The 20,990-nt window shown below is 41.3% G+C and carries 17 protein-coding genes and 1 pseudogene; 10 read left to right on the top strand and 8 right to left on the bottom strand.

Translation table 11 applies throughout. The annotated features are described in order from the left end of the window. Nucleotides 1-52: 52 nt before the first annotated feature. The 3 genes and pseudogenes from ACED59_RS14560 to ACED59_RS14550 all read right to left on the bottom strand — a co-directional run. A complete protein-coding gene (locus ACED59_RS14560; RefSeq protein WP_029222827.1) occupies nucleotides 53-364 on the bottom strand; it encodes a hypothetical protein in 312 nt (103 codons plus the stop codon). Nucleotides 365-528: 164 nt separating this feature from the next. Beyond that, nucleotides 529-1,569 carry a hypothetical protein gene (locus tag ACED59_RS14555; RefSeq protein WP_009844765.1) on the bottom strand — a complete coding sequence of 347 codons (1,041 nt, stop codon included), beginning with the start codon at nucleotides 1,567-1,569 and terminating at the stop codon, nucleotides 529-531. Nucleotides 1,570-1,724: 155 nt separating this feature from the next. Beyond that, a pseudogene (locus ACED59_RS14550) lies at nucleotides 1,725-1,814 on the bottom strand (DUF3187 family protein); the annotation flags it as partial. A 318-nt stretch (nucleotides 1,815-2,132) separates the two neighbouring features. Between ACED59_RS14550 and ACED59_RS14545 the strand changes: the two are divergent. Continuing rightward, nucleotides 2,133-2,927: a response regulator transcription factor gene (locus tag ACED59_RS14545; RefSeq protein WP_017098579.1), complete on the top strand. Its 795-nt coding sequence runs from the start codon at nucleotides 2,133-2,135 to the stop codon at nucleotides 2,925-2,927. A 110-nt stretch (nucleotides 2,928-3,037) separates the two neighbouring features. On the opposite strand, the gene ACED59_RS14540 is transcribed toward ACED59_RS14545, so the two are convergent. Both ACED59_RS14540 and ACED59_RS14535 read right to left on the bottom strand, forming a co-directional pair. After that, entirely contained in the window at nucleotides 3,038-3,871 is an 834-nt protein-coding gene (locus ACED59_RS14540; RefSeq protein ID WP_017098578.1) for a RecX family transcriptional regulator, read from the bottom strand. Between the two features lie 376 nt (nucleotides 3,872-4,247). After that, nucleotides 4,248-5,852: a mechanosensitive ion channel family protein gene (locus tag ACED59_RS14535; RefSeq protein WP_371705016.1), complete on the bottom strand. Its 1,605-nt coding sequence runs from the start codon at nucleotides 5,850-5,852 to the stop codon at nucleotides 4,248-4,250. Between the two features lie 252 nt (nucleotides 5,853-6,104). Between ACED59_RS14535 and ACED59_RS14530 the strand changes: the two genes are divergently transcribed. The 5 genes from ACED59_RS14530 (at nucleotide 6,105) to ACED59_RS14510 (ending at nucleotide 10,747) form a co-directional block, all read left to right on the top strand. Then, nucleotides 6,105-6,353, top strand: coding sequence for a hypothetical protein (locus ACED59_RS14530; RefSeq protein WP_009844760.1), 249 nt, complete (start codon nucleotides 6,105-6,107; stop codon nucleotides 6,351-6,353). A gap of 342 nt (nucleotides 6,354-6,695) precedes the next feature. Next, nucleotides 6,696-7,172, top strand: coding sequence for a hypothetical protein (locus tag ACED59_RS14525; protein ID WP_158008831.1), 477 nt, complete (start codon nucleotides 6,696-6,698; stop codon nucleotides 7,170-7,172). 95 nt (nucleotides 7,173-7,267) lie between these two features. Next, complete coding sequence (locus ACED59_RS14520; protein ID WP_032499583.1) at nucleotides 7,268-9,331, top strand: protein-disulfide reductase DsbD; 2,064 nt, start codon at nucleotides 7,268-7,270, stop codon at nucleotides 9,329-9,331. Nucleotides 9,332-9,334: 3 nt separating this feature from the next. Next, complete coding sequence (locus ACED59_RS14515) at nucleotides 9,335-9,904, top strand: protein disulfide oxidoreductase (protein ID WP_017096655.1); 570 nt, start codon at nucleotides 9,335-9,337, stop codon at nucleotides 9,902-9,904. A gap of 123 nt (nucleotides 9,905-10,027) precedes the next feature. Further along, nucleotides 10,028-10,747 carry a DsbA family protein gene (locus ACED59_RS14510; protein WP_017096654.1) on the top strand — a complete coding sequence of 240 codons (720 nt, stop codon included), beginning with the start codon at nucleotides 10,028-10,030 and terminating at the stop codon, nucleotides 10,745-10,747. A 149-nt stretch (nucleotides 10,748-10,896) separates the two neighbouring features. On the opposite strand, the gene ACED59_RS14505 is transcribed toward ACED59_RS14510, so the two are convergent. Continuing rightward, nucleotides 10,897-12,162, bottom strand: a complete 1,266-nt coding sequence (locus ACED59_RS14505) for an HD-GYP domain-containing protein (RefSeq protein ID WP_009844755.1) — start codon at nucleotides 12,160-12,162, stop codon at nucleotides 10,897-10,899. 226 nt (nucleotides 12,163-12,388) lie between these two features. Between ACED59_RS14505 and ACED59_RS14500 the strand changes: the two genes are divergently transcribed. Then, the gene (locus ACED59_RS14500) at nucleotides 12,389-12,934 is read left to right on the top strand and encodes a GNAT family N-acetyltransferase (protein WP_017096652.1); all 546 of its coding nucleotides are present in this window, start codon (nucleotides 12,389-12,391) and stop codon (nucleotides 12,932-12,934) included. Between the two features lie 141 nt (nucleotides 12,935-13,075). Here the strand turns inward: ACED59_RS14500 and ACED59_RS14495 are convergent, their stop codons facing one another. Next, a complete protein-coding gene (locus tag ACED59_RS14495; RefSeq protein ID WP_017096651.1) occupies nucleotides 13,076-14,425 on the bottom strand; it encodes a HAMP domain-containing sensor histidine kinase in 1,350 nt (449 codons plus the stop codon). Continuing rightward, nucleotides 14,418-15,107: a response regulator transcription factor gene (locus ACED59_RS14490; protein WP_371705017.1), complete on the bottom strand. Its 690-nt coding sequence runs from the start codon at nucleotides 15,105-15,107 to the stop codon at nucleotides 14,418-14,420. The genes ACED59_RS14495 and ACED59_RS14490 overlap by 8 nt, the downstream gene beginning before the upstream one ends. 538 nt (nucleotides 15,108-15,645) lie before the next feature. Between ACED59_RS14490 and ACED59_RS14485 the strand changes: the two genes are divergently transcribed. The 3 genes from ACED59_RS14485 (at nucleotide 15,646) to ACED59_RS14475 (ending at nucleotide 20,938) form a co-directional block, all read left to right on the top strand. Further along, nucleotides 15,646-16,203 (top strand): hypothetical protein, encoded by a 558-nt coding sequence (locus ACED59_RS14485; protein WP_017096649.1) that lies wholly within the window; start codon nucleotides 15,646-15,648, stop codon nucleotides 16,201-16,203. 161 nt (nucleotides 16,204-16,364) lie between these two features. Then, nucleotides 16,365-18,308 (top strand): bifunctional diguanylate cyclase/phosphodiesterase, encoded by a 1,944-nt coding sequence (locus ACED59_RS14480; RefSeq protein WP_102582529.1) that lies wholly within the window; start codon nucleotides 16,365-16,367, stop codon nucleotides 18,306-18,308. 887 nt (nucleotides 18,309-19,195) lie between these two features. After that, nucleotides 19,196-20,938, top strand: a complete 1,743-nt coding sequence (locus ACED59_RS14475) for an EAL domain-containing protein (protein WP_017096648.1) — start codon at nucleotides 19,196-19,198, stop codon at nucleotides 20,936-20,938. The last annotated feature ends 52 nt before the right edge of the window (nucleotides 20,939-20,990 follow it).

Genomic DNA, 20,990 nt, shown 5'->3' with positions numbered 1-20,990 from the left:
AAACGAAAAAAAGGACGATATTTAATCGTCCTTTTTATTTACAGCATCGACCCTACACAGTGACACAATTTAAACGAGATTGAACATCAAAAATAATGTCGACAGAATCAAGGCTTCTTAGTGATTTCCTATGAATACCACATATCTGCCCTGTCAAAACAATATAAAACTTTTCTGTTTTGAGTAAATTCCAAGCTTCATCAAGAGATTCAGCATAAACCTTGTTCTTGAGATCTTGCGGGCGAGTACCTGCAACTCTTCCATGTTTACGCGCCAATTCAAATAATCCATTTCGATTCGGTTTACATGTAAACAGAGTGTCATTTCCGTAAATAACACCCTTGGCAGTAATGCTCTTAACCATTACATTCTCCAGATTATCATTCCACTCATAACACTGAGTGCCAAACCACATATCGGTTGGATACTTAAACGGCAAAACGAAGAGAACATGGTGTAACGACCGGGCATGCGACACACCATAGCAATCAGATTTAAAGTTCTTAAGCTCTCAAAGCTATTAAGAGCTTAGAAGTAGTAGTAAGCTGCTGCGAATACGTGTGTTTCTTCGTCGTACTGTGCGCTAGTTGAACCCATGCGTGCACCATCAATATCTTGTTTGATATCAATACCCATGTCAGCGTTGTCTGCAATACGGTACATTGCCGCGATGTTGATGTAAGAAGCATCTACGTCCGCTTGGCCATCAAGTTCATTGCTGTTAGAGGCGTAACCAGCTGCAATTGTTAGGTCTTCAGAAACCGCGTAACCACCTGAAACGTAGTAACCCGTGTCTTTCTCAGAATCTGCGTCATCAATCCAAGAGTTCATACCTAGTGTTAGGTCACCAATTTTTACGTTACCAGTTACCGTGTAAACTTCGTAATTAGCTTCGTAATCACGGTTTTCGTAACCTGCGTATAGGTTGAATACTTCTTGCTCTAGACCGATGTAGCCGTTCACACCTTTGTCGAACTTATCATTGTTACGAGAATCTTTCGTTTCGAAGTAAGAGATACCGTAAGCGATACCGCTTGTTGCACCCTGGAACTTAACAACATTGAAGCCGTCAGAAGCATCACCAGCAGAAGCGCCAAACTCGTAAGTGTTATCACCAGCACCGTCAACTTTATCTAGTGCTGTATCATTTTCCCAACCGAATGAAGCGATACCGAAACCAGTGTCAAAACCAAGCCAAGCTTTGTCTACATCAGCAGCAGGGCCAGTATCGATGCCATTTGTCCACTTGTAGTTAACTGAATCATTCGCTGAAACGTTATTGTCTGTTGTGTAGTTCACCATCAAGTCTGTTTCGAAGTAACCAACAATACGGTTGTTACGGTAGTTTACTGCAAGTGTTAGGCCTGTAGCCCAGTCATCGTAGAATGCTTTAGAACCAGTGTCGTAGTAACCGCCAACACCCATAGCACCAGATACTGAGAATTGATCTTTATGCATTGAATCAAATGCGAACATGTCTTCATTTTGGCTGTTTTGGCTGCTTGTATTTACCGCGAAAGCTGAACTTGAAATGCTTGCAATCGCAAGTGCTACTAATGTCTTTTTCATAATAACCACTACCTATATATTGATTCGGCCTTGTTAGTCCGGCCTTTTGGAGTAGCGCTATTGTTCAAAAATTTGTGTTGTGGATATACCGTAAAACTACTGGAATTTTATCGTTGCGATGAATTTAATTACATAATGATATGTTGATATTGCTTTTATATTGAGAAGCGCAACCCAATCGTAAACCCAATATCAGTGCTGTTATCCATATTGCGAATATTCTCTGTCATCAGCGCTTCGACTGCGAATACACAAACATTGGCGATGCATCCGCGCTAACCATCGGGTGACAAAAGAGCAGCATCGATACTGAAATGATTAGTAAGGCTCTAAAACGTATCACAGTGTTTACTCGGTTGTATAAATGCCCGATTTTATTAAAAAACACCGTTCAATTAATGCAGTAGATCTACCGCTTATCATCCTAACATTTAGATTAAAGAGTTATAAAAAAACGAAAATTAGAACCTCTCGAAAATGTAAACATCTTATCTTGCACTGTGCTTTACGAACGCATAGTCTTCGGGATATTAACCTGATGAATATATTGATAGAGGAAAGGTATGTCGGCTACTAACCTAAATTTTGAACAATTGTTGATGAAGCAATCAACGACTCTCATCAATAGCGATCCTAAGTGTTTTCAAGCTACTTGGTCAGAAGCGAGCTTTGACGTACTCGATTGGTTTGGGATGGATCGTTTAACACTCTACCCTAACTCAATGGTCTTACTCGAAGACGGCAAGACTTTTTCAGTATCGAAAGCGAACATACCTCCGGTTAATAAACAGAGTCTCATTGGTGGCAACTATCTTGATTATTTAAAGCTGCTAAAGACCAAAAAAACTTATCTCGCGTTTTCGAAAGACGACCTCGAGAACACTCAGAATTACGTATTAAAGCAATTATACAAAGAAGGGGGGCGATGGCACTGCATCATTCCTTTGCAACTCTTTAACCAACGCTGGGGAGCACTGTCTTTTACTAACTTTCACGACAACGATACCACTTTCGATCTCGAAGACATCCAGCGCTTAAAATTAGTCTGTGAGCTTTGGCTCTGTTATTGGCAGCACTCAACACTAGCCAGAACATTAAAGCAAAATGAGAATCGGCTAGAAGATGACAGTGACAAATTACTCTTACTCACCAAGAAGCAGACCAAAGTGTTGGCACTTATTGCTCAAGGCCTAAGTGCAAAAGAGTGTGCGGAACAGCTCCATCTAAGCTCTCGAACTATAGAATCGCATAAGTACAGAATGCTTGGGTTGCTCGATTTGAACAACCACAATGACCTCCTTCAGTTCGCGTTGCGCAATGGGTTAGGTATTACAGAAAACCTGCACACAACGCGTTAAAACAATCTATTAACCCTGTCAATCATTCTGTGTTCGATGACCTTCAGCTATTTATATCTGAAGGGTCTGTATTTATGAAAGCTCTATATTTCTTGGTTTAAGGACACTGGCTACTCGTTACCTTCACTCAGAGCAAATTTAATTTCATCCGACGAAAAGCCTTTTCGACTTAGCATCGCGTAAGCCTTAGAGCGTTCTTTATGATCGTTGAGGTCATAAGACTTCTTCTGCAACTGTTCTAAACACGAAGAGTAAAAATCCAGTTGCTCTTCGTTAATTAACCGATCGACCAATTGTGGCAGTTCGCTCGTGTCTATTTGTCGCTGTCTAAGCTCTTGCTGAATAGCAGTCAAGCCTTTGCCTTTACGAGCATACTTAAGCACTTCTTTTTCCAAATCGGCTTTCTCTGCCTTAATTTGAATATTACTCTTCAGTTCATGCGCTTGTGGGTGCTGGTCAATCGCTACCTTAACTTGCTGATAGCTAAAGCCACGCTTTTGCAGCGTCGCAACCAATTTTTCACGGCTCATGGTAAAGCTTGTGTAGTAATGGTTGATTCTGTCTATCAAGATAGTTTGTTCATCAATAGACTTTTCGAAAGACACCTTATGGATAGCATCAGAAATCACTGAATCCATCAGGCCTTTCTTTTTCAATTTTTCAACAATATACCGAGAACCAAATTCACCTGAGAACGCTTGTTCTACGAATTGTTCAGCAAACACTTGGTCAGACTTGAGATACCCAAAGCCCTTCAAAGTATTCAACGTTTCATCGATCCATTCTTGATTGTCGGTTTTCACTTTGAGCTTCGCTACCAACTCACTTTCTGTCATATCTCTCTGAGTTAAATGCCACATCGCAGAGTTCATGACGCTTTCGATTCGCGTCGCTTTTCTTACCGTTGTATTTCTACCATTCGTTTTTTGCTGTGAATCATCCATTCGATTTCAACTGTCCAAACTAAGCCTACCCCATCATAACTTAATTCTAAGGTGGTTGAATTACCTAAAAGAGTGAAGCTCAATATAATACCAATCGTAGTAAATAACTGTTCACCCTAGCTGGTTAAAACGCTCGATAACGGCGTTAGAACTTTTGATTGTAGAATAACTACTTATCAAAAATTTCTGCCTTGTTCTCAAGCCTTTTTCCTGCGCTATTTCTGATCACTTACTTACTGTGATTGGTATAAACTGGCAGCCAATAAAAATGGACGCTTATTCAGCGTCCATTTGATATCACATTAAGAAGAGATCGACCTTAAGCCGTACTTAGTTCTCTCCGTATTAGCTATTCTCGTACTAGCCTTTTTCCGGATTAGTTCTCTTCGTGATTGTAAACATGTACATCTCGTTGAGGGAATGGAATCGTGATGCCTTCTTCATCGAAGCGTTTCTTCACGGTTTCCGTCACATCCCAATACACTTCCCAGTAGTCATCTGTCTTAACCCAAGGTCTTACAACAAAATCAACTGAAGACGTATTCAAGGTGTGAAGCTTGATCATATGCTCTGGTTTTTTCAACACTAGAGGGTGAGCAAGAATGATGTCGTTCAATACCGATTTTGCTTTATCGATATCATCTGAGTAACCGATACCAAAAACCATATCAACACGTCTCACACGCTCTGCTGTGATGTTGTTGATCACGTCACCCCAGATCTTGTTGTTTGGGATCACCAAGCGTTGGTTATCGATGGTTTGAACGGTTGTCGATACTAAGCTCATGTCTTTTACAGTGCCTTGAACACCAGCGACTTTGACCATGTCGCCAACATCGTACGGACGGTAGATCAAGATCATCAAGCCCGATGCAAAGTTAGACAGCGTATCTTGCAATGCAAAACCAATGATGACACCCGCAACACCGAAACCCGTTAATAGTGGTGCTAGCTCAATCCCTATTTGAGACAGGGCGATCAGCAAACCAACAAACACGACCGCTTTAGATGCAATTGATACAAAGAAGTCCTGCATCAATACACTGAAGTCCATTTTAGAGTGCGAAACACTCTTACGAACGGTTTTACGAGCCACATTAGCAATAAGGCGAGTTACATACAAAATACCGAGGAAAAGCGCGAGTTTAACGATAAATGAAGGGGTATTTTCAAAAGCCCATGAACTGAATGAACGAAGCCAACCATCCAACAACTCCAGTGCAACATCAACATCCAATACATCAGCGTTAATGTCGCCGGTGGTCGCTAATAGAATACGCTTGTACGAGGTGACATCCACACCAAATGGCACCATCATGGAGATACTTTTCTCTAAGCTGGCAACCATAACGCTGGTTCGTTCTCTGAAACGTATTAATTCAGTTTTTATCGTCGCCTTTTCTTCTTCACTCACAAAAGACAAACGGCGCTCTAAATCTTGACGCTGCGTGTCTGTGTAGAGAATCGCATTTGTCAGATATTGCGAACGAGAAACTAGTGCGGTTTTTAACTGACTTTCCGCAGCCGATACATCAACGCCTCGATCTTTTGACCAACTTAAGGTCTTAGAAAGTTGCTGATAGTAGTCATCCATCATTCCGATACGTTTTTGAATCAACAATTCAAGACGCTTTTTTGCATCCCCTTCAGCCGAACGGTTGTCTTTGCTCATAGAGACAATTTTAACTTCGTTCAATGACAGTAAATGCTGTAAAAGCTCTACTTGCTGGGCAAGAACAGCGTCTAAGCCTTGCTTCTTAGCAGATGATAATTGGGAGGATATCTCTTTGCGTAGTGCTTGGTTCTTTCTTCGCAATATGTCTTCTAGAAACGGCTTTTCAGCATCGTGCGCTGTTTCTAATGTAGCGAGGTCCAGCATTAGCTGGTCTTGTACTTCTGCTATTTTATCGACGCTTTGCGCAAAACTTCCAAATGCGACAAACGCCAACATTAACAATAGACAACGCCAAACCTTCATCATACTAATTCCTATTATTGTCTAAATTGACCCTATAAATAGTAGTAAAAAGAAGATGGATAACAAGCATTTAAACGTATGTTGTGTTAAAACTTTGCAAATTATCAGCCTGTATCTAATATTTGAGAGTTCCAATCCCCTCTTATGACCTGTAGAGTACGCAACCAACAAAGAACAACAGCCAATATCGTCATTTAGGTGCATGTACTAAATCGCCTTAAATCCTATGTTGGCTCACAGCAAAAGAGCATAAAAATGAACAACGAACTTGATGTTATTGAGTCTCTAGAAGAGCTAGAGCAATTCCTAATTTCAGTAGAAGCAGGGGGCTTAGGTCTTGAAGACGTTGAAGGCGTAGGTATGGCCACCAATAATTCTGATGGTCGTCATTTCGTTGCAGTATTCAACAGCAGTCACAAGGTTTTACTCGCTCGCTGGATCACTAAAGAAATCTTTGAAAATGGTAAAGACCTTGTGCGCAACGGTCCTCGCCGTTCTCACTAAATCTTTCCAATAGCACCAATGGTTAAAGCCCAATATGTCCATCTGCGATCTGTTGGGCTTTTTTGTATCTCCTGATAATGAATAGAGCACTCTATACAGGATAAATTGGCGATAACTTCCAGTTGTTGTGAACTTTATCTAGAACTCAATGTCGTATTCGCGTGAGTTGTTGTTTATGCATCGTGTATCTACGGTATATCGCGTTTATGCATCGTTTCACTTTAACAATTTCATGACTTGTGACTCGAAGAGATCTTATTTAAGCTAACCGTAATTCAATGAGCTCGCTTTAACTATTAACTATTAACTATTAACAACTAACTGATTCAATTACTGACTGATTTGCTGAACACATCGCTACTTATCTTATCCACACAGAACCGCCGACAAAAGCATTCGCTTTGGGCGCTGTTCCTTACCGGACTGGTTATCGTAATCTGTCTGGCGAGTACGCTGTCTGCAAACAAAGTAACCACTTCAGCTTCCCTAACTGGACAATCAATACTTGTCGGCGCAGAAACCAGCCACCCACAAGCAATCGTCGCACCTTTCGATAAAATGTCTGAGCTCTATGCCAGCGTTTTTGGTTCAGAAGCGTCTAAAACTCTGTCAGCGCCAAACTCTAGCGCGTGCAGCCTAAGCTCCAAAATGCTCACATTCGCGACACCTAAAACAGGTTGGCTGATTCCTTTTATCCTGTTTATTGCTGTTGCGTACAGCCTATCACCGCACATATCGAGATTGTCTAGAGATAACCATCGCTCTTCTCGACCTACAAAACACCGCTTACATCTAAAGCACTGTATATTTAGAGAGTAAATAACCGGGCTACTACACCCTTTTATTTATTTTTTGGAGATACATTTGTGTACAACACACTACTAACTAAGTTTGTCGATTCGTTGGCATTCTGCATGCGTACATGCGCGAAAACGCTAGTCACTGCCCTTTTGGTTATGACGTCATTTACTGCCTTGGCACAGACGACGGGCTGGCTCAGCGTGCCTGAACATCCACCAGTCAAGATGCGAATGATGTCGACGGGTGAACAATCGGACGACGGTTCTAAGATTCAAACCGTGCTGGATGTCGTTCTCGACGGCGATTGGAAAACCTATTGGCGTAGCCCCGGCGAAGGTGGTATCCCGCCAAGTTGGGACTGGTCTGGTTCAACAAACATAGAGTCGGTAGAGTGGCATTGGCCGATCCCTAAGTACTACGAACAACTTGACGTGATGACGTTAGGCTACAAAAAACACGTCAGCTTTCCCGTTACGTTGATACTGAAAGACAACACGAAGCCAGCACTGTTCAAGGCGTCGTTCACCTTTCCGTCGTGCACCAATATCTGTGTATTAACCGATTACGACATCGAACTGCCGATTGATCCGCAAACATTAGAGCTCGATGAAGAAGCGATGTTCTTGTTCAATCAAGGCATGAGCCAATCTCCACGAGAAGCTAACCGCACTTCAGTGAACGGCCTGTTCTGGGATAAAAGCAAACAACAACTGGTTACTCAGCTAACAAGTAAGGAAGGCTGGGATAAACCGATGGTATTGATTGATGGTCAAGAAGTGCTTGATGACTTCTTCTCTCCACCAACCGTCCACATCACAGACAATACAATGACCGCAGTATTCGATGTGAGTAACTGGATCGGCGAGGTCGACTTAACGGATCGCACAGTGAGTATTACCGTTTCAGATACTAACTTTGCAGAAGAGATGACCGCGCAAGTTGGGTCAGACCCGATAGCTAACCAAACAAGCAACAACAGCTTTCTAGTCATGCTTGGCTTTGCGTTAGTGGGCGGTTTAATCCTCAACATCATGCCGTGTGTTCTACCCGTATTAGGAATGAAGTTAAACAGCATCATTCAGAACCAAGGTGCTTCAAATCGCCACATCCGACTCTCATTCCTAGCGTCTGCTGCGGGGGTTATCACTTCGTTTTCGCTACTAGCTCTAAGCATGACCGTTCTGAAAATGGGTGGCAATGCGATTGGTTGGGGAATCCAGTTCCAAAATGTTTGGTTCATCGGGTTCATGCTGATCATTACCCTACTGTTCTCAGTTAACCTGCTCGGTCTATTCGAATTCAGGCTTCCATCAGGCTTGAACACTTGGATGGCAACCAAAGGCGACGACTCACATTCAGGTCACTTCATCCAAGGCATGTTTGCGACACTATTGGCAACGCCTTGCAGTGCTCCATTCCTAGGAACTGCAGTGGCTTATGCTCTGGGCGCAAGTTACCAAGAGTTGTGGGCTATCTTTATCGCACTCGGTATTGGTATGAGCGCACCTTGGTTGATCTTCGCGTTATTCCCAAGCCTAACTAAATTGCTACCAAAACCGGGCGCGTGGATGTTCAAAGTTAAGTTGGTATTCGGCTTAATGATGTTCATCACCAGTCTGTGGTTAACAAGCCTGCTGAGCCCATTCGTTGGCAAGTTCCCAACCATCTTGTTGTCATTGTTTATCGTCGTTTCAGTGTTAATTTGGATTGGCATGAAATTAGGACGCAAGGTACTGATTCCTATCATGGCAACCACAACCTTGGTATTTGGTGCTGCATTGATCGTCGGTAGTGTTACTGCTGATAACTGGGCAACGCCAATTGTCGATAACCTTGATTGGCAGAAACTGGATGCGAAACAAATCCCTCAGTTGGTCGAGCAAGGAAAAACAGTCTTTGTCGACGTGACTGCTGAATGGTGTATCACCTGTAAAGCCAACAAAATTGGCGTCATTCTTCAAGACCCTGTCTACAGCCACTTGCAACAAGAAGACATTGTTTTGATGAAAGGCGATTGGACAACACCAAGTGAAAGTGTCACTCAATACTTACAAAGTAATGGGCGATTTGGTGTGCCATTTAATATCGTTTATGGCCCGAGCTACAAAAATGGTATTCCATTGCCCGTGATTCTAGACAGTGACACTGTTATTCAAGCCATCGACGCTGCGAGATAATTGATGAAGACGCCCAACAATGAACAAAAGCCTAGCTCTGCTGAAGATAACGCTATAAAGGCTGAAACCAAAAAGCCAAGCCGTCTGAAGAAGTGGGGAAAGGAACTCGTTTCAATGATACTGATCGTAGGCGTGGTTTCGTTTGCCATGGATTTTTACCACAGCAGAAGCATGCCTCAAGGAGACGCGATTCCAATCGTGGGTCAGTCGATCCAAGGTGAGGATATTGATGTTATCGAGCTAAGCAAAAGCGGTAAGCCCGTTATTGTCTATTTTTGGGCGACTTGGTGTAGCGCGTGCAAATTGGTGAGCCCGACGGTTAATAGCTTCAGCGACTCCCATCAAGTAGTTTCTGTCGCACTTTCATCTGGCCCAGACGAACGTGTTCAGCGCTTCTTAGACGCCAAAGAGTATGACTTCCCTGTTATCAATGATCTCTCTGGATCGATCAGCAGAAGTTGGGGAGTCAATGTCACGCCAAGTATTGTCATCATCAAAGATGGAAAGATCAGCAGTATCGCAACCGGCGTTACTTCCCCTATCGGCCTGTGGTTAAGAACCTACTTTGCATAACTCGCTCACTAAGAAAAACAGAGCAGAGCAAATGAACCGATTAAAGCCAATTTAACAAACAATAATACCGTGAGCGCGACCCAAAACGCGCTCACGATTATCAAGAATTAGAGAATAAACAACATGAAAAAACATCTGATTAGCACACTGATTTTAGGCTCACTAATGAGCACAAGTGCCTTCGCTGAGTTAAGCACAGAACAAACCCAGCAACTCGAAGAAATTAACCAGTTCCTGAAGGAGAATCCTTCTACGATTTCAGGGCTGCATACCAGTTTAGAGCAGTATGTCGCGGGCCAAGCGCAAGCAAAGAAAGCTCAAGCGGAGAGTCACGATTGGTTGTATAACAATGACGCTCACCCAATCACGGGCAACCCGAATGGCAAATCAGTAATCGTTAACTTTACTGACTACAACTGCCCTTACTGTAAGCGCTTGGAAAAAGGCTTGGTTCAATTAGCCTCTGAAAACAGCGACATTAAAGTGATCAACGTGTACTTGTCATTTAAGCAGCAACAAGTAGATGGCCTTGATACCAATGCAGCTCTATACGCGATGAAAGTATGGAAAGATAACCCAGCAGCCTTCCCTGAAGTCAACAGACTGCTGATGGCAAAAAGTGGTATTCACTCGAAAAGCTCACTAGAAGCCGTAGCCAAGAAGACAGGCACAGAAGCGCAATTGGACACAACTTCGGAGCAAAGCGACATACTGATGACCAACCACCAAACCTTTAGCGCTCTAGGTTTAACCGGCACTCCAACCATGATGATGAACGGAAATGTTTTACCGGGATATGTGCCTTACGACCGACTAAAAGATATCGTGGATGATGCTTTTTAATCGAGCGTAGATAGAGATAAAGACTAGAAAGAGAAGTGAATAAAAGCCGACTCGCGCAACACCCAGTCGGCTTTTTCATTGTTTGAATAAAGTAGATAGTCCATTTACCTTAAATTTAAAGGTGAGTTGAATCCTAAAAACGACCAAAGTTAAAACGCGTACATTCTTTTGTCCGTCGATAGTTCAAAACAGTACTCTGCGTGTTTTCTAAGGCATTCAAACACTTCTCGATCCAACTTATAACTATCAACTTGGTCCGTTAATATCGCTAGAGTTTCTTCCAGTGTCATACCTTTACGATAAGGGCGAGACTGGGTTAATGCTTGGAATACATCGACTACAGCAACAATTCTACTGGGTTGATCTAAATCTTCAGCCGTTTTACCCATCGGATAGCCTGAACCATCTAACCTTTCATGGTGGTCGGAAGCCCACTGACACACCTGAGGCGAACTAAACAACTCCTGCAGCGCGAATCGAGTATCTGTCGCATGGCGTTTAATACAACAGTATTCTTCGTCAGTGAGCAAATCTGGCTTATGAAGAATGTCACCAGGGGTTTGCAGTTTGCCAATATCGTGAACTAAACCAGCCAAATAGAGCTTTCTCTGCGTTGTGTGAGAATAACCAAGTTGTTTAGCTAAATATTCAGAAAGTTGCCCTACCTTCAACGAGTGCTTGAAAGTGAACGAGCTTTTCGTATCAACGACATTAGCAATAAACTCGGCAAAGGCGACTGTCTCATCCAGCGACATTTGCTGAGAGAAAAAGGGTACAGGTTCAAAGTTATCTCTCATATTCTCGATGTAAGGGGTCTCCATCGAGAACCAAAAATCATCCAGATCAACCAACTCACACATGTGCTGTACAAGATTGGTTTCGAACATCTCGTCCGCTTGCTCAGTCAAACGTCCAATAATGCTCGCTTTACCGTCTGGGGTTAGGTTCCCATAACGATCAGAAGCTGTTATGCCATATAGATAGTCAACTCTGTCAGCAAGCATCACAACTGCAGCCAGTTCCTTTTCTAATTCACTGATATTCATAGTCTTTAGATCTAACCAAGGGGTATGATGATAAAGAACTGGCTTAGCAAATATAGAAAGAACAGGGCACTCCTTTAAAATTTGGTAGCCCTTTTGACAATGGTAATAAGTCGAGTCGGGAACAAACCCCGAATTCAGTCGACGTTGCTCGTCTATTTGCGACACTCCGCAGTCGTGAATTAGCCCTAACGAAAATGCGAGCTGTGCCTGCTCCTCTTCCCACCCCACGCTCAGAGCACATCGATACGCGATGTAACCCACCCTCTGTCCATGGTTTTTGCTTTCAAAACCGACGTTATCAAGCGCCTTAGCAATACCAAATAGAGCCTTTCTTAGGTCTACGGTTACCTCTTGGCAATGTTGATTCATTACTTAAGCCTAGTATTTTTATATATTTTATATATTTAGGCTGCTAATACTAATGCATGACTAACGATCATACCCGCAATTATTATAAGGTTTAATGTATTTCGTGATAGATCTAGCGTATCACGAATAATTCGTGCCACAAGTGGTTGCATATTAAAAATTGTGCGACATTATAACCTGCCGACCAAAAGACACTTAAATCATCAGCCAAAAGAAAAGGGAAAACATGTTTAAAACAGTTATCGATGAAGAGTTATCCATCGCTCTGGTTGAAGAGAACTTCGCATCTCATTACGCGGAAATTTCACAAAGCCAAAATGAGTATCTTAGCCAATGGTTAGCATGGCCACCGCACTGCAAAACAGAGCAGGACTTTAGGATCTTCATCCAGCGCTCGCTACATGATTACGCGGAAGGCAAAAGCATGACATGTGCGATTGTGTACAAAGACAATATCGTCGGTAACTGTAGCTTTAACACCATTGACCACAGCAAACAGAAAGTCACGATAGGCTATTGGTTGTCTGAGACTTACCAAGGTAACGGGATCGTTACACGCGTAGTTGAGAAGCTCATTGATATTGCTTTCAATGAGTTAGATATGGAAAAGGTGGAGATATCAGCTGCAACTGGCAACCAGAGTAGTCGCAAGGTTTGTGAGCGCTTACATTTCACATTAGAAGGTATCATAACTCGTAACGAGAACTTAAATGGCCGTATCATAGATCATGCTATTTATGGCCTTCATCGTTTAAGCGCCAACAATATCTAAGCTTGATTTTCTACTTGGTAAATTTTGCCAATTGATAGTGAATGATAATTGGTAATTAGTAAGTTAATTAAATTAGTAAGCCACGATATTAAACCGTGGCTTTCATTTTTAAGAGTCTAATTGGTCTCTTACTAAAATCATTTACGTGATCTTTGGGATTAAGATACAGAACTTAGCACCACCGCGATTGCTATCGCAGATCCGAATGTCCCAAGAAAGCTTTTTAGCCGCTGAAATCGCGATTGCTAGACCTAACCCTAACCCACCGGTTGCTGATGCTCTGCTAGAATCTAAGCGAGAAAACGGAAGGAATACTTCTTCACGACTGTCCTCCGGTATCCCAGAGCCATTGTCTTCAATCAGAACCAGCCAATTTTCTGAGTTCTCGTCCAGAGTTACCCAGACTTTGTCTTGTGTGTAATTCCCAGCGTTCTTAATCACGTTATCAAAAACCAAACGCGCCATCGAGCAATCACACTTAATTTTGCACTCTAGCTTTACTTTGGACTCAAAAATAACATTGTCTAACTCCGAGTAACGGATTCTATCTAAACAATACTCGCGAAGGTCAGCTTTCACTTTAACAAGCTCGAAGAAAGAATTATCCATGACATTCAATTTCGACAGCATGATAATTTCTGACGTGAGGTCGTTGATATCCCCGATGTAGGTATCAATATCATCGAAAAAAACCTGATGATGCTCTGGAGCTTCCCGCCTTAAGAGATCCGTCGCCAATTGAATACGGCTTAGCGGTGTGCGGACTTCATGTGGAATCGCTTGGGCAAATATATGACTTTGTTTTACTTTGCTCTCAATCTCCTCAGCCATGATATTAAAACTATTGGCTAACTCAGACACTGGATGTATCTCATCTAACTCCGAACGAGTACTCAGCTTCCCCTTTCCAAACTGCTTCTGCTTCCTAACCAGTAATTCTATTCTTTCTTGGAAATGCCTCACAGGTAAGTAAACACTTGCACCGATGGCGAAAATAACGGCCAACAAAAGCCCGATAAAAAAGTTTCTTTCTGAATCTTCATACCACTCAATTTCGGGTGAGAAGAAATCACCTACCTCACTGAACGCAAAGCTGAACTTAGAATTTGGAAGTTGAAATACTGCCGAATAAAGGTCGTTTTCACTTAAGTATATCGGTACACCATTTAAGGTGGTAAATAACTCACATCGTTGGCAAGGAGCCTCTCCCGACCAATTCTCCAACAGGCGTAAATTGAAAATATAAAATTGCTGGTAGCCTGTTCTGTCGAGTTCTTTATATAGCGAGTTTTCTCGGTTGTGTTGACGAACATACTGCTCAGAAAAGTAGATGCCATCATTAAGGAATATTTCGATCTGGGTACGCCGCATGTGCCCTTCACCAAGGTTCCAAAACAAAAAGATCGTTGCCGACATCCCTGCCACAATTCCAAGGTACAAACGAGTAAACATAGAAACAGATCGAAGTTTCACCGCGATAGACTTATACAACCAGCATATACCCCTTGTTACGAACCGTACGGATCAACTGCTTATCTTTTGCATGCATACGCAGCTTCCGGCGCAACCCTGAAACACGCATATCAATAGAGCGGTCGTTAAAGGCATAATCAATACCTCTAAATAGCTGGCAACATTGATCTCGAGTAACGACCTGACAAATGTTATTAACAAGAAGATTTAGAATTTCAAACTCGGCAGAGGTGAGCTTTAGGTTCTGTCCATACAGAGTGGCACTTTGAGCTGTACTGTTGATCACAATTTCACCTGGGGTTTCAGCGGTCGTGTCAGGCTCAGCAACAACAGGGGCTGCGCGACGCAATAGTGCTTCAATTCGTGCCAATAATGCATGACCACGAATAGGTTTTGCTACGTAGTCATCCGCGCCAAACTTAAACAAACTAACCTCACTCATTTCATCAGCAGAGGCAGTCAATACTAAGATAATCCCATTATAAAATTCGCGAGCCTGTCGGCAAATCTGTGCGCCGATCATTCCTGGAAGCATCAAGTCCAACAGAACGAGATCGGGTTCAATACTGCGGATCGCTTCAATGGCCAAATCCCCTTCATGGACAACGCTAACATTGTAGCCTTCAGCTTCGAGGTAAAGCGTAGTTAAACGCGCTATCGCCTGGTCATCTTCGACAATCAGCACTTTGGTTTTCGACATTTCTATCACCAGCATTTATTAAAAGCGAGGGCAGTATATATACTGTTCATATATCATCAATATTGTTATTGAAGTCACTAACTTACCGTACGCAAAACATATTAATCACTTTTGTACATACACGTTTACAAACCATCGTTCAGCAACAAAATCGCTCATTTATTGATTAATTTCCCGTCAAAAACGGAAAATCTAAACGCTTAAATGCTTACGTTTGCTTACCTTCTTACGCACACTTACATTAAAAGAATTTACAAAACTCATTCAAATAAACTTGCTAAACATTAATAACACAATAGTTAGTAACACTTCAAATCAACAAAATGACAGATTTTAAAACCGCGATCGTATTCTAAAAAATTGAAGAAAACGATTACTTAACCAATCAAATAGCATGTTCCATTATCAAGCTATCTTCCCCACTATCAAGTAAAGTCTTCTTCAAGTAACATTTATTCGGCTAATCATTCACTCCAATAATAAACAACGGTGACTTACTGATTAAACAAAAGTCACTTTGTCACAAGGCCACTTAAAGATGAATAAATCGCTTTTAATGTTACTGACCATAACCGCTTTGTTGGCAACACGAGTCACCGCTGCTCCTAATAAACATGAGGTGATGAATCAAATCAAAGCGCAAGTAAGCTCTTGGATAGATATTCAAGTCACACCACAAATTAGTATTATCCAAAAGATGGTCTTCAACTGTAATTTCTACCTAACAACCCCAAGCATTAAATCTCCAGATGGCAACGAAAGCAGCTCTGGTTCATATCGCTTTTATTCACATAATGGGGTAGTCGGCGCGATGACTGAACCTTTCACTACTCAACCCCTTCCAGAATTAACAATGTGCCTGAAAGAAGACTTCATCGTCACTAACCAAGATCAAGCCCAATTATTATTTGAAGCAATTGAGACGGTATACACAAATCATTCAATGTTTGACGATCGCTTCCCGAAAGAAATCGTCAAGACATCAACAGGTTGGAACTTCATCAACGGGGAAATTTTTGGGGACAATAAAGGCTATGCGATTGAAAGCACCCCGAAAGGAAAAGTAACCAAAATTATCCGTTCACTGAATCTTTAAACGCTATTTTTGTCGCTAATTTATCTTTAGCGCCTGATTTTTCTTTAACACATAGCTCCTTCACGGCTGTTAAAGATCAGAGTTCAATTTGATAGACGCACTGCCAAAGCACGACATCTGTCTGCATAAATCGATTAAAGTATGAGTTCCCCGAATTTATTATGATGACCAGCTACCAACCTTTCGAACATCTAAAGTGTCCTATCTGGATATATGACATTGATAATAAGCGAATAACCTGGGCAAACAGCAGTGCCCTCCCTCTTTGGGAGTCTGAATCTCTATTTGAACTGACCTCACGCGATTTTGGTGTTGAAATGTCAAAAGCGATCGAAGCAACGCTTGAAGAATATCAGAGACAATTTCAGCGAAATCAAAGTGTAAAGACTTGGTGGAACTTCACCCCAAAATACATTTCTAAACGCGCACTATGTCTTTTCTCTGGAATCCCATTACCCGATGGCCGAACAGGGATGCTAGCGCAAGTCATCGCAGAAGAAGAGAGCTTAAAACGCGATCTCACATACTCTGATGGTTCCAACCTCTCTCTTTTATTCAACAAAGTGGGAAGCGTAGTGAGTGCAAACTCCGCTTTTTCTAAAAACTACGGCTCGCCGTTTAGTCGCCTATCCGATTTTGTTTCAAGCGAAGAAGTTGCAGACCAATGGTTATTTTCAGCTCGCAAAGGTCGAGACATTTTGGAGGAAGTCAGCTGTAAAATTGAAAATAAAACCCACCACTTTGATGTTCATGGAAAGTGGTTGTTTGACAAAAGTGAACTGCTATTAAACCTAACCTGTACCACCAAACAAAAAGAAAATTTGATTAAAGCTCGATATAACGCAGAACACGACTGTCTCACTGAGCTCTACAACCGCCGCGGGATCACCAAAAGGCTCGAATCGAGTATTGCCTGTCGCTCGCCCTTTGAATTGATGTTTGTGGACCTTGATGGCTTTAAGTTGGTGAATGACACTTATGGGCATAGTGTTGGTGACCAACTACTCAAAAAAGTTGGCAAGCGTCTTAAACAGATCCTCGACGAAACATGCACAATCGGTCGCTTTGGTGGTGATGAGTTCATCGTGATTGCTCACGCCCGAAAAAATCAAAATATCCCGTTACTCTGCTCTCGCATTATCGATTCTTTGAACAAAAGCTTCCAAATAAAAGGAATTGGCACCTTATCTGTAGGTTGCAGCATAGGTTCTGCTCATTTTCCAGATAATGCCACGGATAAAGAATCATTGTTAAAGCAGGCCGGAATGGCGATGCATGTTGCCAAAGCCAATGGTCGGAACCGCTTCCAAACCTTTACTCCAAATTTAGCGCAGATTCTGCATCGGCAAGTAGAGATACGCCATAGGTTAACTCTGGCACTAGAAGGTGATGACCTCAATCTTCATTACCAACCGATAATGGACACCAATAGCAATAAAGTTAAAGGGGTTGAAGCCTTACTAAGATGGTCGGATAAAGATCTTGGCAACATCAAGCCTGATGAATTTATTAGCCTAGCGGAAGAAACCGGACAGATTGTTCCACTCGGAAAGTGGGTCCTTAACTCTGCACTTAAGCAACTGTCGATATGGCACCGAGAATTTGATGATGAATTGGTAATGAGCATCAATATCTCGTGTATTCAGATGCACACTACTTTTGCAGAGCAACTATCGGCAATGCTCAACTTCTACAACATACAACCTAAAAGTATCGCCCTTGAGATCACTGAATCCTCAATGATCTTCAAACACGGTGAAGTCAGACAAGCATTAGACGATATTTCAGCGTTAGGCGTTGAGCTACACCTTGACGACTTCGGCACTGGCTACTCTTCTCTCTCTATGTTGCATGACTTGCCAATTAGTACCGTTAAGCTAGATAAAAGCTTCGTCCATGGCACCTATAAAGGGAGCGAAGCGATTGTCCAAGCCACCTATGCTATCTGTGAAAAATTGGGGCTTATGGTGGTTGCGGAAGGGGTCGAAACTGAAACACAAAAAGCTTTCTTAACCAGTTGCGGATATCAATATTTACAGGGATTTCTGTTCAGCAAACCTATCCCACCCGATGAAGTCGAAATGCGATTTTTGTCTAGTAGATAACTCGACTCTAAGGGGGTTACTTACTAAAGCAATTAAATTCCCCAAGCACAATATAATTATGTAAGTGGTAGATGCGAAAATGCTATCAACTATACCGCTTACGTAACTTTTACGTCATACCCAAGTCTAGATAATTTATACTTTGGTTGGTTGTAATGAAATTACCATTTAAATTACTCCCAACGCTAACTTAATATAATCATCAATATCCAACCAACCAAAGTAGACATACTTATAGTATGCCCTGGAAAATGATACTAGATATTACCTTTCTTATAAATCGGGTAATCTTGAGTTTATTTCCTTTATTTACATAAACTTAAATGACATGAAAATAAAATCAAGCCATCCTTATAGAAACAGTCCAACTACAGAAGTAAAAATAAGTGCAACACAAATTAACATAGAAAATAAAACTATATTCTCAAAATTAACAATAAATAAACCATATCGAGATAATCATAAAAAACCGGGCGATCTGACATATAAATAATTTAATCATATAAAACCAAAAGCCAAATTAGCTTTCCAAAGAGGGAATGACAAAAATTACAGAACAAGACAAAAAGTAAAAATCCAGCCCCTAGAAATGGATAAATGCCAAAATAAATGGATAAATGCCAAAATAAATGGATAAATGCCAAAATAAATGGATAAATCCACTTTACCCCTTGTAAATCATCAACTTTTATTTATAAATTCAAGTTTTGGGTGAACATCTCTATAACCTGTTATTGACCCCAAAATTCTGCGATTAGTATCAACATCTTGAGAGAAATAGTGACATTTTAGTTATGTTATTTAGAAAGGACTCTTAGGTTGAATGAAAATCTCAGCATCACATATCAATCACGTAAATATAATAACTATCGCTTAGGAGTTAAGCTATGCATTGTTCTTTCAATATAAACAATAACTATGAGAGCTTGCAATTAATTTATAATGAAGAAAAAATATACATAAAAAGGAACAGTAATAAGATATCAGAGGAAAGTCTTAATAGTAAAGAAAGTTTTGTTTTTAAATATCTTATTGAGCATTCATCGATATCAAACCCTCAATCTGCTAGAGATGTTGAAAAGTCATTTAAATTACACTTCGATGAAGAGTTCAGCTTGTACGCTTTAAAGAACATTATTGCTTCGATAAGAAAAAAGTATAGGAATCTGTGTAAGAAAGCCAAAATTAACAATAATAGTGAACTTATCTCGAACCTTTATAAGGTTGGTTATTTTATCGACCTAGATAAAAGTACAACCAACCGTATAACACCAAAATACAACATCAACCAATTCAAGCTCAGCCATATCGAGATGTTGAAGCTGATGCTCAACACTTACCAAAAAGAGTTGATCAGAGGCTTTATAGCCGTTTGTACCGTTTCTTCATTTTTTTTGTTCGTTGTCTACTTCTTCCAAATCCTTTATACAACGAAAATTGCAGATGAATACAGTAAAAACGCAAAGCAAATAGTAGAGGAAGTAATGAACTATGGCTGTGATAGCGAAGTTGCAGTGTACGCATTGAGGCACTCACTTAACCTGGATTCTGTTTTGATGACAACGCCTTATGGTTCATGCTACATATCCAAAACACAATCAAAAATGGTTGAACTAGACCAAATTGAAAACTTTGACGATAGCCTAGATTTTGCTTATTCACGCTTCTCAGACCCCAAAGAGGACATCGAACTCATTGCGCGTATTTCTAAATGGTCTATTGAAGCTAGATATAAGAACTCATTACTCCCTCTTTTGGTTGATTCAGTTTCCATACAAAAAAATGGTCACTACATATTAAACCTAGGCGAAAACAGTCAGCCGATTTATCAAGCCCCACTTCCAACCGGTGCAACCATCACTTTCTACAGTGATGATATTGTGCTTCTGTGGGTCATTTTTTCTCTGGTGATCGCCACGCTACTTTATCGCTCATATATTCTTGGCTTTGGCATTTACCTGCTTCGTTGGCGACACATATCCTTCGAGGAAGAGCCCATAATCAACACTGACGACAATAGCGTTTTATATTACGAGTTATTGTCTAGAGTGCGTAACGTAGGCGTTCTGAGTTTCATCAACACCATGAGACGTACTAATTTGTTGACCTTTCATACTATTTTAATCATTGAAACAGTAAAAAAAGCGAAGTTAGACAATAGCCATGATATCTACGGTGTCAATGTGTGCCCGAGTGCGTTGGTGGGATCTAACTTTACAAAGCTCAAAGAGCATTTAGTCACGATGGAAGCGAATGAGTTTGTCGTAGAAATAACAGAGTATTCAAACATTGGCTATGGCTATGAGGTCATCGACAACATCAAAATGATCAAAGATCTTGGAATCACCATCGCGCTAGACGACTTTGGTACAGGTAACAACAACATTGAAATAATTAGTGCTATCTCTCCGACCTACCTAAAACTGGATCGTTGTTTTGTTAAAGACATTGAGTCAGGAGATTATCATCAAGGAGTATTGCTTAATATATCGGAGATTGGACGCTTATCAAACATCACGATGATTTATGAAGGTGTCGAGACGCGCAGGCAGCAATATATCTTATGTCAGTTAGGCTACAACCTACATCAAGGTTATCTGTACAGTAGACCTAGTCACTCGGAGGAGTAATTATCTACCACCTCATTTAAATATTGATGACCTCCCTTTTCTTGTTTAATTG

The organism is Vibrio sp. FF266 (assembly GCF_041439695.1).
In the GTDB taxonomy this organism is placed as follows: domain Bacteria; phylum Pseudomonadota; class Gammaproteobacteria; order Enterobacterales; family Vibrionaceae; genus Vibrio; species Vibrio tasmaniensis_A.
This window is presented reverse-complemented; position numbering and strand designations above follow the sequence as displayed.